The organism is Asinibacterium sp. OR53 (assembly GCF_000515315.1).
GTDB lineage: Bacteria > Bacteroidota > Bacteroidia > Chitinophagales > Chitinophagaceae > Sediminibacterium.
In genome coordinates this window covers 404098-420963 of the sequence record NZ_KI911562.1, presented here as the reverse complement: position 1 = coordinate 420963, position 16866 = coordinate 404098, and the positions used below count along the sequence as shown (strand labels likewise).

Below are 16866 nucleotides of genomic sequence, written 5' to 3'. Positions count from 1 at the left end.
TTTTATATGGAAAATGGAATTGCCGGAAGAATAGCTAACGCCTTTATCCGATCAAAGCTCACAATATTGCTGATGGTTGCCGGATTGTTACTGGGTGCTTACGCAGTGATGATGATACCGCGTGAGGAAGAGCCTCAAATTAAAGTGCCGATGCTGGATATATTCGTCGGTTATCCCGGGGCTACGCCTAAGGAGGTGGAAAACAGGGTGACGGCGCCGATGGAGAAAATCATTTCCAATATCAAAGGTGTGGAGCATGTGTATTCCACTTCTATGAACGGACAGGCTGCGATCATTGTTCAGTTTATTGTAGGCGAAGATATAGAGCGCTCGCAGGTAAAACTGTACAGCGAACTCATGAAGAACATGGATAAAATGCCGCCAGGTGTTACCACGCCCATGCTGAAAAGCCGCGGTATTGATGATGTCCCTATTTTTTCGCTGACGTTCTGGAGTGAAAAATACAACAGCGCACAACTGAGGCAGATAGCTAACCAGGTAGGTGCAGCGCTGAAAAAAATACCCGATGTATCTACTGTGAACGTAACCGGTGGCAGGAGTAAAGAACTACAGGTCATTTTAGATAAAGAAAAAATGACGGCCCTGCATGTAGATATCCAAACTGTGCAGCAAATGATCTCGGCGCAGAATGCGCAAATGCATTCGGGTACATTGCGGATACAAGACACAGCCTTTGCCGTACAGACGGGAAATTTCCTTGCCTCAAAGGAAGATGTGGAAAACCTGATTGTGGGTACGACCGGACAACAACCTGTATTCTTGAAACAGTTTGCCAAAGTGCTGGAAGGGTATGAAATGCCCAGTAACTATGTAAGCTTCGGTTATGGAAAGGCAGCTGTGAAAGACCAGCAACTTTTCCCATCCACTTACCCGGCTGTTACATTGTCTGTTTGCAAAAAATCAGGATCTGATGCCATGCAACTGGCTGAGAAGATGGAAACACGTTTAGGTGGACTAAATAAAACCCTTATCCCCTCCGAGGTGCATACAACCATTACACGCAACAATGGCGAATCGGCTTCCGAAAAAGTATCAGAATTGCTGATGCATTTGGCCATTGCGATTGTTGCCGTAACGGTTTTTGTAATGCTTGCCATGGGCTGGCGTGGTGGTATGGTGGTGTTTTTGTCCGTACCTGTTACGTTTGCACTTACACTGGTGGCGTATTATTTTCTGAATTACACATTGAACAGGATCACACTTTTTGCCCTGGTCTTTATAGTCGGCATCGTGGTGGACGATTCCATCATCATAGCAGAAAATATGCACCGCCATTTCAAGATGAAGCGGCTGCCATTCCTGCAAGCCGCCATCTACTCTATCAACGAAGTAGGTAACCCCACCATACTTGCAACATTCACTGTGATGGCAGCAGTATTTCCCATGGCCTTCGTGAGTGGTATGATGGGTCCTTACATGAGCCCGATGCCGGTAGGCGCTGCCGTTGCCATGTTCCTGTCGTTATTGGTTGCTTTAACGCTAACCCCTTATCTCGGTCTTATTTTCCTTCGTGAAAAAGAAAAAACAGCGAAGCGCCATGTGGCAGAGGTGGAAGCAGGGCAAACGAAAATTTACAGGATCTATCAAAAGCTTATGCTGCCGATGCTCGAAAAACGTTTATACCGCTGGGGCTTTATGATAGGCACCAGTGTGGTATTGCTGGCTACTTCTCTCATGTTTTATACAAAATCCGTGGGTGTGAAGATGCTGCCCTTCGATAATAAAAATGAATTCCAGGTAGTGATAGATATGCCCGAAGGTACAAGCCTGGAGCGCACACAGGCTGTCACTGCCGAAATAGCCAACTACTTGTCGCAACAACCCATGGTACGCAATTTTCAAACCTATACGGGAACAGCGTCGCCCATTACTTTCAGCGGACTGGTAAGGCATTACGATCTTCGCCGCGGCGATCATGTAGCAGATATCCAGGTGAACCTGGTTGATAAAAAAGACCGTTCGGTTCAAAGCCATGAGATTACCAAAGAGATGCGAGACCCTATTGATGCGATTGCAAAAAAATACGGTGCCAATATTGCATTGGTAGAAGTTTCTCCCGGACCTCCTGTACGGTCTACTCTGGTTGCTGAAATCTATGGCCCTGATGAAAAAGAACAGGTTAAAGTGGCCGAACAGGTTAAATCGTTGTTGGCGCAAACACCCGATGTGGTAGACCTGGATTGGAGCAGGGAAGCTGACCAGCCGGAGTACCGTTTTGTGGTAGATAAAGAAAAGGCCATGCGTAACGGCATATCACAGGCGCAAATAACAATGAGTGCTTATGCTTTGATCTCTGGTACTTCGGCAGGATTGTTACATCAACCCAATGCATACGAGCCTGAACATATCCGCTTGCAGGTAGCTGACCAGGATAAGAATAATTTACAGGCACTCAATAACCTGCCGGTAAAGGGACAGATGGGTAATATGCTGTCATTGGGAGAGTTGGGGCATTGGGAAAGGATGGTAGCGGCACAAAGTATCAACCGTAAAGACCAGAAGCGTGTTGTTTACATTACCGCAGACATGGCGGGAAAATTGGAAAGCCCGGTCTATGCTATTACAGCTATGTCGAAAAAACTGAAAGAGATCAAATTGCCCAAAGGCTACAGCCTGAAAGAAGAATATACGCAAGCGCCCCAGACAGAAGACAATTATACCGTTAAATGGGACGGAGAATGGCAGATTACCTATGAGGTATTCCGCGACCTGGGTGCCGCTTTCGGCGCCGTGCTGATCATTATTTATATATTGATTGTAGGTTGGTTCCAGGATTTTAAAGTGCCATTGGTCATGCTTTCTGCCATTCCATTATCGTTGATCGGTATCATACTCGGCCATTGGGCATTGCATGCTTATTTTACGGCAACTTCCATGATAGGCTTTATAGCGCTGGCAGGAGTAATGGTGCGCAACTCAATTTTACTCATTGATTTTATCGACATCAGGCTGAAAGAAGGGGAAAGCTTACAACAAGCGATTATTGAAGCAGGCGCCGTTCGTACCACACCGATTTTACTCACGGCTGGCGCGGTTGTATTGGGAGCCGTCATTATTCTGACCGATCCGGTATTTCAGGGACTTGCCATTTCATTAATGGGAGGCACATTGACTTCCACATTCCTGACGCTGATCGTAGTACCCCTGTTATACTTTAAAATGCTGAAGAAAAAATATAAATAACCAATAAATATCCAATCATGAAATTATTAATCGTTGCGGCTGTTCAGGAATGTGATGAAGCTGTTGCAAATATTTTTCATCAAAACGGTCTATACAAATACAGCGTTGCCAATATTCATGGTGTAAACAGTAATGAGGCTGCCGGCTCGTTCGATAATTGGTTTGGAAGCCCCACCAAAGAAGGCATCAATGAATCTATAATGATGTTTTGCCTTACAGAAGATGGAGCAGCCCAAAAAACACTTGCGCAACTGAAACAATACAATGAGCAAAAACAACCCGATTTTCCCGTCAGGGCAGCGATCCTGCCTGTGGAAGAATTTATTTAACCATAAAGTATGTCAAAATGAAAAACGAACAGATCATCCGCGCCGTAGCAGGCTCTTTGGTACTCATTGGGATTACATTATCTTATTTCGTTAACAGGAACTGGATATGGGTATCTGTTTTTGCTGGCGTCAATCTTTTACAATCTGCATTTACTAAATGGTGCTTACTGGAGAAGATACTGGAGAAGAAAAGAATGTAGTCGTCGATTTCATAAGCCGTTATTACCAGGAGATCATTTCAGGCCAATATCTGTTTTCAGCACTAAGCTATTGCGGTTGATGGCCAGGATATTCTTTTGCTCCATGCTTTTCAGTAATCGTGAGATTACTTCACGGGTAGAATGCAGGTCGTCCGCTATTTGTTGGTGCGTGATCTGCAAAACAGGGCTGCCTGTTTTTTCTGCCTGGCCCTGCAGGTATGCTATGAGACGCTCATCGAGCTTTTTGAATACCACGCTGTCAAACGTATTCAGCAACTCTTCAAAACGGGTGCGATAAGTTTCCACCACAAACTGGTACCAGTTTTTATGGTTCTTCATGAGCTTTTCCATGATCGCAGCGGGCAATAAGATCACCTGGCTGTCTTCAGAAGCGACGATCATCACTTCGCTTGTCTCATGTTTAGTGGCACAAATGAGCGACATAGCACAGGCGTCGCCAGCTTCGAGGTAGTACAGGAATATTTCACCATCTTCCCCCTCACGGTACACCTTCACGGAACCGTCTGCAATCAGCACAATATTTCTAAGGTTGTTGCCCATACGGGTCATCAACTGTCCTTTATCCACTTTGGCCAGTGAAGCCTCCTCACTGATGATGGTTTTTACATCTTCGCTCAGCATAGGGAAGCGTTTATCCAACAATTCCTTTATGGTTAAGCTATCATTATTCATATCGCAATGATAATAAAAATTCAGGCGTTATTCAGACCTGATCACTTTAGTGCGTTCAGATACGCCATTTTCATTGATGGCTTCAATCTGGAAATAAAAGGGCAAGTCTTTGTCCATTGCTTTGAAAAAATACTGGTTGGTATTGTGCACCATGATGCAATTGTATAATTTGTCCGGCTCCGTACCAGTATAGATATTGTATGCATAGGCATCGCCGGATAAACGCCATTTGATCCAGGCGCTGCGCTTGTCTTTTTCTGTACGTAATACAATAAAGTGCTGCACCGTATCGGGTTTGGCGCCGCCGCCATTGCCAAATACCCGCAGACCGCTGAGGGCAAACTTGCCGGTAGGCATGTGCAGGTTAACCAGCTTGATGTATCTGGCTTTAACGGGGTTGTCCAGCTCTACATAATCGTGCGGCACATCGGTTTTATTCTTGCTCTTGTCTGCCAATAACTGCCAACGCTTGTTGTCTGTAGAATACCATAATTGATACTGATGATACACATCGTGCGATTTACCCAGGAACTCTGCATCCTGATCTGCGTAATTGATCTGTACAGCATTAACCGTACTGATATTTCCTAGATCGGTCACGATCCATTCGCCTGCGTTGCCGGTAGCGGCACTCCAATAAGTTTTGATGTCTTCATCAACAGCGTTGTTGGCGCTGTAACTGCCGAGAGTAGAAGATACGGTTACTGGCTTGTTATAATTCAGCAACATCCATCCGGTGAATTTTCCTTTCAGATGATCAGCAGGGCCATCAGGCAGGTAAGTCGGATAATCACCCAATGCGGTATTACAATACATCACCCCATCTTTATCGAAACCAGTGGGCCAGATGCCTACCCGCCGCTCGAAATTGTTTTTTACCGATATGCCAATGGTGGATATATGCCAATAGTTATTCCATTTGTCCTGATAAGTAGCGCCATGCCCCGCTCCACGCGCAAAGCCACCAGGCTTATAACTGAAAGGCATTGGCTGCGGCTTGAATGGCCCAAGCGGGGCATTGCCTACAATCACGCCATCTGCATAACCACTGAATTCTGTTCCCGGAGCGCCATATTGCAGGTAGTACTTGCCATTGTGTTTGGTCATCCATGCGCCTTCAATAAACGGATCGAGAAAAATATCGTCGAGGTTTTCTCCAAAGCGCTGCCATCCATATTTATAAGGTTCCAATAAATACATTTCTTTCCTGGCACCAATCAATTGAAATGTTTTGGGATCCACTTCTACACCATAGATGGGATAGCGATTGCTGCTGCCATTGTACATGTATAACCTGCCATCGTCGTCCCTGAAAAAATCAGGATCCCAGCCTCCCGGCGTGAAGTCATGAATGGCTTCTTTCCATTCATTGGCTTTGGGGTTGGTACTCATCCAGATGGGAAATTTGGATGTATAGGTAGAGCCGAAAACCAGCAAAGTATCGCCTTGTACCCATACAGCCGGCGCACACAGGTCATCATACACTTTGTGTTCGGGTCGTAAGAAAGACCTTGAAACAAAATTCCAATGACTCATGTCGCTGCTCCACCAATAGCCCCATTGGTTGGTGGAGAAGAGGTAATAGTCGCCTTTGTAAGTTACGATCACCGGATCGGCTGTAGCACGATGTTTCCCTTCGGTAGCAAAATTGGGAATAGGCGTATAACCGTAATCGATGTTAATGGGGTTGCAATAAGTGCGTTGTTGCGAGAAACTTTTTGTACCCAGCAACAATGCCAGTGCAATGGAACAATAAATCTTTGCCGTTTTCATAGATCAATTGATAGACGCTGATTTGAAATCGAGTTTCTGTAATCCTTTTTGAACTTCGGGGCAGCTCATAAACAGTTTCCACAGCAAGCCAGAGCGATAGTTTTCGATCATCACAACAATCGGCCCCTGGTCAATAGCCAGGTAGGATTGTGCATACCAGTTATGCTCTTCACTGAAAGCATCTGTAAAACCATATTCACCCCATATCTTATCGCCCAGGTCGTCGTAAAAATGACGCAATGCTTTCATTGAAAATTCAGGCGTATAAGGAAATGCCGAGAGCGCGGCAGTAGGCGTGATCACACCCAGGTCATTGGTGGGTGAATGGGCGCTATAACCTTGATGGTTGTCGCTTGCAGTGAGGCCCCAGCAATTTGCTCCGTAACCTTTGAACTTTTTGGGGTTATCTAAACAATAGGCATGGTTGATGAGCGTGTGGTTCTGGTTTTGCTGCCAGTAATCAGCATAACGGTCTTTCAATCCTCTCGGGTCTAGACCCAGGAAAGAATAATGGGTGAAGAACAGCGGTCCGCCATAATCAAAGCCAAGCGGCAGTTTGATACCATAGAACTCTTTTCCGTTTTTGAAATAATTGTTGATGGCCCATCCGCGGTGGTACACATTACTTTGAACAGGATACCGTTCGCTGCTGGCTGCCAGTACATAGGTGATCAGGCATTCGTTGAATCCGCGGAGCGAATGGTTCATGTTCCAGTCATTGTTGGGACTCCAATGCCAGTAGAGTACATCCTGTCCGCCCCTGGTAAACCAATCCCATTCCACTTCATTCCACAAGCTGTTGATGCGGTTGCGCAATTCGGTTTCTGTTTTATTGCCCGCATTGAAATATTGACGCGCAGTGAGAAGCCCTTCGAATAAGAATGAGGTTTCTACTAAGTCTGCCCCGTCGTCTTTCCGGCTGAAGGGAATGGTTTGTCCGGTTGCCCCGTTGAACCAATGCGGGAAAACACCATGATAAGAATTGGCTTTGGAGAGGAATTTAACCATCTTCAATAATCTTGCTACTACGGAATCGCGCGGCACCCATTTCCTTTCTGCTGCCACCACCATGGCCATCACGCCAAAGCCGGTACCACCGGTAGTTACCACTTCATGACCATAGTTGAAAGAGGTATTGCTCCTTTCACGGGCCATACCGCTTACAGGATGTCCGAAATCCCAGAAATATTTAAAGGTTTGCTTTTGCACCAATTCCAGTAAAGCCGTATCGCTGAGGTTTTTTGTTCTGGCAACCGGTATCTGTTGTGCAAAAAGAGAAGTACTCAATAAAATGCAGAGCCATACGCTCAATGATTTTTTCATGTCTTTTATTTTAAATCGCGAGTAATATTATAAATAAGAAGCCTGAAATCCCAGGGCTTTCATACCTGTTTTAATTTCGGGGCAGCTGGTAAATAAATTCCAAAGCAACCCGGTTCTGTAATTTTCAATCATTACTACAATGGGGCCCTGGTCAATAGCCAGGTATGAATTGGCAAACCAGCCATCGTTCAATGAGAAAGCATCAGCGAAGCCATAGTTTCCCCATATTTTATCACCCAATACATAGTAAAAGAATTTCAGCGCCTGCATCGATTCTTTGGGCGTATAAGGGAAGGAAGAAAGCGCTGCCGTAGGTGCAATTACACCTGCATCATTGGTAGGAGAACTGGCCGTATATCCATTCGGGATATCGCTGGCAGTGAGCCCCCAGCAACTATCGCTGTATCCCACCTGGTTTTTAGGATTGGCTTTGCAATAATTATAATTGATCAGTGCATGATTCCTGGTCTGTAAGGTATAATCTGCATAAGCATCCGTTAACCCATTGGGATTAATGCCAAGAAAAGAATAGTGCTCAAAGAACAAAGGACCGCCCATCGATGGACCCAATGGCAGGTTGTAATTATAATAAGTATTGCCGTTTTTAAAATTCGCAGCACCAGCCCATCCGGCATCGTACACTGTTTTAGGAATGGCATAAGTGTTGGATGAAGCTGCCAGCACGTAAGTGATCAATGCTTCATTCCATCCCCTGATGGGCATATTCATGATCCATGCATCGGTGGGACTCCAATGCCAGTACAGCAGGTTCTGGTTGTTTTGTTGAAACCAATTCCATTCAACGTTATTCCACAATGTATTGATATCTGTACGCAATGCTGTTTCTGCGGCATCGCTGCCGTTGAAATATTGCCTGGCACATAATAATCCCTGCATCAGGTAAGACGTTTCCACCAGATCGGCCCCGTTGTCTTTTGCGCTGAAAGGAACAACAACACCGGTGGCTCCATTCAACCAGTGCGGAAAAGCGCCATGGAATTTCTGCGCCGTATTTTTCAGGAATCCCACGATCTGTTGCATCCTTGCCAGTCCCTGTGCACGGGTGATGAATTGCCGGTTGACGGCAACAGGAATGGTCATGATGCCGAAGCCTGAACCACCGCTGGTTACCACATCGCCACTGGTATTTCTTTCCCTGGCCAGTCCGCTTAGGGGGTGTGCGAAATCCCAGAAATAAGTAAAAGTCTGTCGCTGTACCAGCGTAAGCAATGAATCATCTGAGATCAACGGGAACTTCCTGGTAGAATCGATCTTTGTTTGCAGGTTCACGGTAATACCGGATTGCAGGTAGCCACCCGGAGAAGACTGCAGTTGTTGCGATACGGTGATGTTGTATTTGTTCAACGGCTGCAATGCCTGGGAAGGCTGAATGATAACGGTGCTATCGTTATTCTCAAACCCGGTTGTGTAAGCAACCACACCTCCATTGTTGTCTTTGAAAATGATATTTGCTGCAACACTGGTACGGCTCAATTTCGCAGTGAAGTTTAGCCTGATCACAGGTGTGTAGTTCACACTTGTATAATTGAACCCATTGAAAACACCGTTCACCGTTAAAGTATTGAAACTATATGAAGCCGGTGGCGTGGGTGCAGGCCGGGTATCATTACCCGTTTTACCACAGCCTGCACCCAGCATCAGTAAACCCATCGCCACCAGATAATGAGGTTTCATGTTACTTACCTCTTCCCTCCAGTTTTACCAATGCATTGATATCGCTTTCTGCCAGCGCTTTATTGTAAATGCGCACTTCATCCAATTGACCGGTCATGAAACTGGCCCAGGGTTGAGAGCTGGTTGCAGAAGTAAGACTGGGAGTTGTTTGAAACTGCACGGTTCCGAATACCATTTTAGTGGCATTCTGAAATTGCAGTGGTCCGAAATTAGCCACTACCTGGGTGGCAATTTTAGAACCATTCACGAATACTTTGAAAGTAGAGCTGGCAGCATCATAGCTTACGGCAATATTCATCCACACATTCCAGGCATTGGTGATGTTGTAATTGCCCAGCCAGGCGTCTTTGCCATTGTTATTCACGTGTACTTTCAGGTTGGCATTGGTGGCAGTACCTCCATTCTCGAAGAAGATGGTGAGGTTGCCCCAGAATGAATTGGTATTGGCTATATCGAGAATGCCGGCAATACCGTTGGTGTTTTGCGGACTGTTGACCCACGAAGTAACAGTAAAACTCTGCAGGTTCTGTATACCCGAACCCGGATTGAACAAAACATATTTATTGACGCCACCTTGCATAGCTGCTCCTTTGATGCCGTTCACAAAACCAACCCCAACATTCGTGCCTGCCGTATTCGTAACGCTGTCTGTTACATTGTTGTCGAACGACCAGTAGCCTACCAGGTTGCCGGGAGCAATGCTTTTAGCGCTGGTATATCCGCCAATAGATAAGGCAGGTGCATAGCTCGAAGGATCGAATTTTTTATAACAGGAACTGAGCAACATACTGCTACCTGCGATGAGTGAGAACAATAGTTGTCTGTTAATATATTTCATAACAAAATGTCTTTAATTGTCAAAGAATTAATACCCGGGATTTTGTGTCAACACACCTGCACTCAGGTCTATTTCATTCTGAGGGATAGGCAGCACTTCATTCTTGCCCGCTACAAATCCCCTTGGTCCGAACACAGTGGCCGCACGACCCTGGCGGATCACATCGAAGAACCTGTCGAATTCCATGGCCAGTTCTACACGGCGCTCATGCCAGATGGCATTGCGGAGTGCGCCCTGATCGGTTGTGGTAACATCAGGTAATACAGCGGGATTGCTGCCGCGGGCCCTGGCACGCACTTTATTGAGTGATATCAGGGCTTGTGCGGGTTTGCCCAATTCATTGCTGGCCTCTGCATTCATAAGCAGGATGTCTGCAAAACGCAATACCATGAAATCCTGGTCAGCTCCTTCATTGTAACCGGATACATACTGGCTGAAGGGAACATAAGATTTTTTGTTGTACATGGGATTGTCACCTGTAGGCGGTATCACATCTCCTTCGGCAGTGGTTTCTCCTCTGAATATAATAGTACCTGCTTTGCGTGTATCTCCCGGTTCGAATTCAGCTACGAGATCAGGTGTGGGCACATTGAAACCCCATCCACCACCTACCGATCCGCGAACACCCTGTACCTGGGAATACTGCGAATTGGAAGCAGCTTTGTTACCCAGTATCAGTTTGCACTGTATCTCAAATACAGATTCTGAACTGTTCTTATTCTGGGTGCGGAAGAGTTTTTCGAAGTCGGGGAACAAGCTATATCCCATGCCCATTACCTGTGTTGTAAGATCGAATACTGCCTGCCATTTCTTCTGGTACATCGATACTTTGGCCAGCATACCCAGGGCTGCCCCTTTTGTAGCGCGTCCTACATCGGCTGCACCATAAGACTGCGGTAAAACAGCCGCCGCATCTGTGAGGTCTTTTTCAATAGCCGCCCATACCTGCGCTTTTGGTGTGCGCGGGACATTGTATTCGGCAGCACTTTTGGGTACTGTTAAGCGTAATGGCACATCGCCGAAGGCACGTACCAGCCTGAAATAAGAATAAGCCCTGATGAATTTAGCTTCTGCCAGGTAACGGTTTTTAAGGTTATCATCCATAGTAATACCGGGAACATTGTCTAATACCTGGTTGGCGAAATTGATGTTCTGGTACTGGCCTGCCCAGAAGTCGGCAATCTGTCCTTCTGTGGAAGTAGCAGTAAAGTTGTGGAACTTGTTCATGAAGGTAGCATCACTCGGACTGCTTCCTTTCTCTGCATCATCCGAGCCCATACTTTCTACGGCAATGGGTGCGAAAGCAATATTCTTCCATTCATGTAAATTGGCGTACATCGCATTCACGGCCTTGGCAGCATCAGCATCTGATTTCCAGAATTGCTGACTGGGCTGCTGTCCCTGCGGCGGCACATCCAGGAATGTTTTGTTGCATCCGGTAAACACCACCAGTGCCAACAAAGCGCCGGAGATGAAATAACGGTGATATATTTTATTATGAAGATTCATGATTGTAAAATTTTTTGTTAGAAGGTGAGGTTCACACCAAAATTGTAAGTGGCATACAACGGATAAACATTGGTATCAATGCCCTGGTTAATGGCCGATCCGCCTATCTCAGGTGTGAAGCCCCTGTACTTGAAGAAGTTGAATGCGTTTTGTGCATTCAGGTACACACGGAGTTTTTTAACCTTCCACCTGTCTGTCAGTGAAGCAGGCAGGGTATAGCCTAATTGCATATTCCTTACCCTGAAATAACTGCCATTTTCCACGAAGAAGGAATTGGGACGATAGTTATCGCCACCACCAATATTAGCGGAAGGATAGCTGTTGGAAGTGCCTTCTCCATGCCAGCGTTTATCATAAAAATCTTTGGTGAAATTCTCGTTACCATAACGCAGTCCCAGGTTGGCGTTGTACACCTGTACACCAGCCACTCCCTGGAAATCCAGTGTGAGGTCGAACTGCTTATATGTCCAGTTGGTGTTTACACCATAACTGTACCTGGGATTGGGATTACCCAAGGGTACCCTGTCGCGGGCATCGATCACACCATTTTTATCCTGGTCTACATAAATGAAATCGCCGGGCTTGGCATTGGGCTGCGCTGATCCGGTGATCTGCGACTGGTTCTGGAATACACCAGCTACGACTAATCCGTAGAACTGGCCGATGGGTTGTCCCACCATGGTACGGGTTGACAACTGACCACCTGTAGCGGCACCACCACCGCCATAGATGGGGTTGCTGCCGGTGGTAACAGACAATACTTTGTTATCGTTTATACCCAGGTTGGCGCTTACAGAATAAGTGATGTCTTTGCCTATTTCATTTTTCCAGGTAATGGCCAATTCAACACCCCTGTTCTGGAAATCGGCCTGGTTGCCGAGGATGGTACCAGACGATGTTCCTACAGATGAAAGAATGGGAATATCGAAGATGGCTTTCTCAGTTTTTTTATTGTAGTAATCTAACTCAACAGTCAGCTTGTTGCTCAGCAATGATGCATCCAAACCGATATCTGTTCCCACACCTCTTTCCCAATAAGTAGTAGGAGGTACTACTGAATTGATACTGGCGCCGGTATAAGGCTGGTTGCCGAAGATGGCTGTGAGATAAGGAGCCTGTGTTACTGTGAGCACAGAGATGTTCGATGGAACGGATACGTTACCGATCTTACCCCAACTGGCCCGGAGTTTCAGGTTGTTGAACAATTTTTGGTTCTGCATGAAACTTTCACGTGTGATCACCCAGCCTGCACCAACAGAAGGGAAATAACCCCAGCGGTTATCACCGAAGAATTTAGAAGATCCGTCGGCACGCATGGAGAAGTTCAACAAGTATTTACCCTGATAATCATAGGTAACACGACCGAAATAAGAAGCAATAGTGGCAACGGAACCGTTATCATCTACGTTCCTTCCGGCAGTACTTCCCAGGCGAAGGTAATAGTCGCCTTCACTGGTATTGGGCACATTGGGTGCAGTGGCAGTCCATCCGTAAGACTGATAACGTTGTGCAGATTGTCCCAACAACACTTTCAAATTATGGTTGTTGAATTTATTCTCGTAAGTAAGGGTGTTCTCCAATATCCAGTTCCTGCTTTCTGTGCGTATCATTGTCAACTGACTGGCGGTGTTGCGCTGCTTCAAAGTAGCAGTGTATACCGGTTGATAGTTTCTTCTTTCAATCTGACCAAAGTCGCCACCTATACTGCTATGAAATGTCAGATGAGGCATCAGTTTCAGATCGCCGTAAGCGCTTCCTGAAACACGGTAATTCTTTGTTTTCTGGTTATAGAAATCGAGTGTAGCCTGCGGGTTGAAATTAGCACCGTCTCCCAGGCTATAATCACTGGGATCTCCATAACTGCCATCTTTGTAATAAACAGGTACTACGGGTGCAGCTGCAAAAAGTTGGTGGAAAATGTCGCCGGGGAAATCAACGAAATTATTAGAAGCCGCAGTAGCCGTATATCCTAATTTCAAATTCCTGAATACCTGGAAATCATTTTGCAATCTCGCAGTAACCCTGGTATAATCATTGCCTTTTACAAGGCCTTCCTGTTTCAGGTAGCCTAGAGAGAAATTATAAGTTGATTTTTCAGAACCGCCGCTTACAGATACCTGGTGATTAGTTATTAATGCATTCCTCAACACCTGGTGGTACCAATCGGTTCCCACACCAAACTGCGTAGGATCGAGGAGGGCAGCGCTGCCGTTGGCAGCCGCCAGTTCATTGACCATGGTAGCAAATTCATTGGCGTTGGCCATTTTAATGCTATTGGTCACGTGCTGGAATCCTACAGAACCGGTGTAATTGACAATAGCTTGTCCTGATTTACCTTTTTTAGTTGTAACCAGTATCACGCCATTAGCTGCCCTCACACCATAAATAGATTCGCTGGAGGCATCTTTCAGTACGCTGATATTGTCAATATCGGCGGGGTTCAGGAAACTGATATCATCATACCATACCCCATCCACTACATACAATGGATTGGCATTGCCATACACCGTACCGAGGCCACGGATGCGCACCTGGGGCGATGAGCCGGGTGCACCACTGTTGGTGATCTGAACGCCCGCTACCTTGCCCTGCAAAGCGCTGATGGGGTTGGTAGACGCTTGTTTAGCGATGTCTTCGCCTTTCACAGCAGCCACAGAACCGGTAACGTCGATCTTTTTCTGTGTGCCATATCCCACCACAATTACCTGGTCCAGTTCTTTTTGACTGGGCACCAGGGAGGTGTTGATGGTGGTTTGTTCGCCCATGGTGATTTCTTTGTCTTCATAGCCAACAAAAGAGAATACCAATACGGCATTCTTTCCGCTAACGGGTATGTTATACGCGCCTTCACTGTTGGTAATAGTGCCGCTATTGGTGCCTTTTACTTTCACCGATACATTGGCAAAAGGTTGCCCGCTTTCATTGGTAACCTTTCCGCTGACGCGTTGGTCATACGCATTTTTTTCATCGGCTTCTTTGAGCAATACCACCAGGTTATTCTCCAACACTTTGTAAGAAAGGTTTACTTTCTGCAACAGGTTATCCAATGCCGAGCGCAATGGAATGTTATTGGCGGTAAAGTCCACTTTCGTTTTGATAACAGGTGCCAGGTCATAATTATACAGGAACCTGACATTGGCAGATTTCTCAATGGAAGTAAGGATCTTCCTTACCTCGGTTTGCTGTACCTGCATCCTGACGTTCTGGCCAAAGGCGCCGGCATGCGCCTGTAAAGCAGTGAAAAGGGTGAGAACAATCGCCAGCTTCATAAGCACAATTGTTTTTAGGATGGGTGATGGCAGGAAGCGTTTCGTTTCTTGCACGCTTTTTTTCATACATTTGGATTGTAGGTTAATCAATTGAAACCCATTGATTTTTGCGAGATCTGGGTTTCTTGTCTCAGTCTTAGCCTTAGGTCGGGGAATGTTGCTGCATTCTCCGATTCTTTCTATGGTGGTGGGAGGCTTACCCTGAATTATCGGGTCTTGTAGATGTGCACTTCATGGTCTTGGTTGATTTTATAGTTAAAGGAAGCAGTTAATTGGAGGGCTTGCAGCGCTTGTTCAATGGTCTCATTCTCGAAAATTACCCTGAACCGGTAATTGGCTACTTTCTCATCTTCCAGCACCATTTTCACATTGAACCATCGCTCCATTTTATCGGCCATTTCCCGGAACGACTCACCGTTGAACATCAGTTTATTATATACCCATGCGGTCTCGGGCAGGGTACTGTCGGGCAGGTCGCGCGGTACACTGGAGATAGCCATGTTGGTTTCAGTAGCGCTGGCGACTGTATGTGATTTGTCTGTAGAAGCAGCGAACGTAGAATCTTCTTTGTGGTACACCAGTTTTTCGTGAGGGTGGAGGTAAACTTTGGGGCCATCGGGACTATCCTTCCTGGCTACTTCAATCAAACCCCTGATAAGGGTGGCTTCAATGGTATTGGATTGGGGGTAGGACTTAACATTAAATGCAGTACCCAGTACGCGGATGTCGATTCCGGAAGTGTGCACGATGAATGGATGACGCGGGTCTTTCACCACGTCGAAAAAGCCTTCACCGGTTAGTTCCACTTCGCGTACAGGGCCGTTGAAATGATCGTTGTACGTCAGCTTGCTATCAGAGTTGAGCCAAACAGTAGTGCCGTCGGGCAGCCGCAATTTGGAGCGGGCGCCTTTATGGGCTGTGATTTCATTCTTTTTTGGTGAGGCTGTGGCTGTGGCTGTTTTACTGCTGCCAGACCAAAGCCAGTAGGCGGGTCCGATAACCAGGACTGCCGCGGCTGCATATTGCCACCAACGTCTTCTCATCAGATGAACGAGCGGCTGGTGGGTGATGGTATGCGCTTCCTCTTCTTCCCGCAGCGCTTTTTCCATCAACTGGTTAAAATGATTGCCCGATGCGGTTGTATCGTCGGGGTTACTATCGTTGTTGTGTGATTGCCAGTAATTGGAAAGGATATCGAAAAAATACTGGTCCTGCGGATGGTTGGCCAAATGCGCATGCAACTGTGCCAGTTCTTCTTCACTGGCTTCGCCGGAAAGATGGCGACTGATTAGTTCGGTCAATTTGTCGTTCTGCATGGCTGCGCAATCAATGTCTTACTATAAAGACCGGGAGAAAAGAGAATCTCCCTAAAGCGCGCCCTGATTTTTTTTGATTTTTTTGAAATCCGGGAAAGTATCGAAATGGGGACGGAGCACCTGGCTGAGTTTTTTAATAGCGATAACCATTTGGGCATCTACCGTTTTTTCAGAAATATGGAGTATCTCCGATACTTCTTTATAGCGAAGGTTGTCTTCCCGTACCAGTTTGAAGATCATTTTGCAACGGGGCGGGAGCGCTTCAACGGCGTCATGGATTTTGCGCAGCATCTCGCCTGTGATCATTTGCTTTTCGGCATTATACTCCTCGGCTATTTCAATATCGATATCGTCAAAAGCGCCGCCGATCTGCTGGTTGGCTTTTGCCGAAAGATAGCTGAATGCCTTGTTTTTTACAGCTGTATAAAGGTAAACGCGCAGGTTTTGTATGCCGGGAAGCTGTTCCCGCTGTTTCCAGATGTTCACCAATACTTCGTCTACCACTTCTGTGGCGCCGTCTTTGGTTTTTACGATGGCTTTGGCAAAAAGAAAGAGTTTTTGAAAATACAGATTGTACAGCTCGCGGAATGCGACCTGGTTGCCACGAGCAACCTCGTGCAAAACATCATCATGTGTGATACGATATGACATTGGCAAGAACCTGCTTCAAAGAAGCGAGTATAAAATTACTGAAAACATTCGGGTTTTCTGTAATCA

Annotated in this window: 12 protein-coding genes; 3 read left to right on the top strand and 9 right to left on the bottom strand. The window is 46.2% G+C overall.

What is annotated here, in order from left to right; all coding sequences use genetic code 11:
- Window positions 1–6 precede the first annotated feature (6 nt).
- The 3 genes from SEDOR53_RS0101880 to SEDOR53_RS0101870 are packed head-to-tail and all read left to right on the top strand — an operon-like array spanning window position 7 to window position 3733.
- Window positions 7–3204 (top strand): efflux RND transporter permease subunit, encoded by a 3198-nt coding sequence (locus SEDOR53_RS0101880; RefSeq protein ID WP_026768181.1) that lies wholly within the window; start codon window positions 7–9, stop codon window positions 3202–3204.
- Window positions 3205–3221: 17 nt separating this feature from the next.
- Window positions 3222–3533, top strand: a complete 312-nt coding sequence (locus SEDOR53_RS0101875; protein WP_026768180.1) for a hypothetical protein — start codon at window positions 3222–3224, stop codon at window positions 3531–3533.
- Window positions 3534–3550: 17 nt separating this feature from the next.
- Window positions 3551–3733 carry a DUF2892 domain-containing protein gene (locus SEDOR53_RS0101870; protein WP_026768179.1) on the top strand — a complete coding sequence of 61 codons (183 nt, stop codon included), beginning with the start codon at window positions 3551–3553 and terminating at the stop codon, window positions 3731–3733.
- 33 nt (window positions 3734–3766) lie between these two features.
- On the opposite strand, the gene SEDOR53_RS0101865 is transcribed toward SEDOR53_RS0101870, so the two are convergent.
- The 9 genes from SEDOR53_RS0101865 to SEDOR53_RS16860 form a co-directional block, all read right to left on the bottom strand.
- Window positions 3767–4426 carry a Crp/Fnr family transcriptional regulator gene (locus tag SEDOR53_RS0101865; RefSeq protein WP_070415548.1) on the bottom strand — a complete coding sequence of 220 codons (660 nt, stop codon included), beginning with the start codon at window positions 4424–4426 and terminating at the stop codon, window positions 3767–3769.
- 27 nt (window positions 4427–4453) lie between these two features.
- A complete protein-coding gene (locus tag SEDOR53_RS0101860; RefSeq protein WP_037360370.1) occupies window positions 4454–6199 on the bottom strand; it encodes a family 43 glycosylhydrolase in 1746 nt (581 codons plus the stop codon).
- 3 nt (window positions 6200–6202) lie between these two features.
- The gene (locus SEDOR53_RS0101855; RefSeq protein WP_026768176.1) at window positions 6203–7522 is read right to left on the bottom strand and encodes a glucoamylase family protein; all 1320 of its coding nucleotides are present in this window, start codon (window positions 7520–7522) and stop codon (window positions 6203–6205) included.
- A gap of 27 nt (window positions 7523–7549) precedes the next feature.
- Window positions 7550–9217, bottom strand: coding sequence for a glucoamylase family protein (locus tag SEDOR53_RS0101850; protein WP_026768175.1), 1668 nt, complete (start codon window positions 9215–9217; stop codon window positions 7550–7552).
- 1 nt (window position 9218) lies between these two features.
- Complete coding sequence (locus SEDOR53_RS0101845; RefSeq protein WP_026768174.1) at window positions 9219–10055, bottom strand: LamG-like jellyroll fold domain-containing protein; 837 nt, start codon at window positions 10053–10055, stop codon at window positions 9219–9221.
- Window positions 10056–10082: 27 nt separating this feature from the next.
- Window positions 10083–11564, bottom strand: coding sequence for a RagB/SusD family nutrient uptake outer membrane protein (locus tag SEDOR53_RS0101840; RefSeq protein ID WP_051416448.1), 1482 nt, complete (start codon window positions 11562–11564; stop codon window positions 10083–10085).
- A gap of 17 nt (window positions 11565–11581) precedes the next feature.
- A complete protein-coding gene (locus SEDOR53_RS0101835) occupies window positions 11582–14899 on the bottom strand; it encodes a TonB-dependent receptor (RefSeq protein WP_198018767.1) in 3318 nt (1105 codons plus the stop codon).
- Between the two features lie 140 nt (window positions 14900–15039).
- On the bottom strand, window positions 15040–16149 hold the full coding sequence (locus SEDOR53_RS18460) for a FecR family protein (protein ID WP_051416447.1): 1110 nt from the start codon (window positions 16147–16149) through the stop codon (window positions 15040–15042).
- Between the two features lie 51 nt (window positions 16150–16200).
- Window positions 16201–16800: an RNA polymerase sigma-70 factor gene (locus SEDOR53_RS16860; protein WP_051416446.1), complete on the bottom strand. Its 600-nt coding sequence runs from the start codon at window positions 16798–16800 to the stop codon at window positions 16201–16203.
- Window positions 16801–16866: the final 66 nt, after the last annotated feature.

Bases quoted from the DNA above. Each gene is read 5' to 3' on its own strand.
- SEDOR53_RS0101850 (WP_026768175.1), bottom strand. From the start codon at position 9,217: ATGAAACCTCATTATCTGGTGGCGATGGGTTTACTGATGCTGGGTGCA.
- SEDOR53_RS18460 (WP_051416447.1), bottom strand. From the start codon at position 16,149: ATGCAGAACGACAAATTGACCGAACTAATCAGTCGCCATCTTTCCGGC.
- SEDOR53_RS0101860 (WP_037360370.1), bottom strand. From the start codon at position 6,199: ATGAAAACGGCAAAGATTTATTGTTCCATTGCACTGGCATTGTTGCTG.
- SEDOR53_RS0101870 (WP_026768179.1), top strand. From the start codon at position 3,551: ATGAAAAACGAACAGATCATCCGCGCCGTAGCAGGCTCTTTGGTACTC.
- SEDOR53_RS0101840 (WP_051416448.1), bottom strand. From the start codon at position 11,564: ATGAATCTTCATAATAAAATATATCACCGTTATTTCATCTCCGGCGCT.
- SEDOR53_RS16860 (WP_051416446.1), bottom strand. From the start codon at position 16,800: ATGTCATATCGTATCACACATGATGATGTTTTGCACGAGGTTGCTCGT.
- SEDOR53_RS0101835 (WP_198018767.1), bottom strand. From the start codon at position 14,899: ATGAAAAAAAGCGTGCAAGAAACGAAACGCTTCCTGCCATCACCCATC.
- SEDOR53_RS0101865 (WP_070415548.1), bottom strand. From the start codon at position 4,426: ATGAATAATGATAGCTTAACCATAAAGGAATTGTTGGATAAACGCTTC.
- SEDOR53_RS0101880 (WP_026768181.1), top strand. From the start codon at position 7: ATGGAAAATGGAATTGCCGGAAGAATAGCTAACGCCTTTATCCGATCA.
- SEDOR53_RS0101855 (WP_026768176.1), bottom strand. From the start codon at position 7,522: ATGAAAAAATCATTGAGCGTATGGCTCTGCATTTTATTGAGTACTTCT.
- SEDOR53_RS0101875 (WP_026768180.1), top strand. From the start codon at position 3,222: ATGAAATTATTAATCGTTGCGGCTGTTCAGGAATGTGATGAAGCTGTT.
- SEDOR53_RS0101845 (WP_026768174.1), bottom strand. From the start codon at position 10,055: ATGAAATATATTAACAGACAACTATTGTTCTCACTCATCGCAGGTAGC.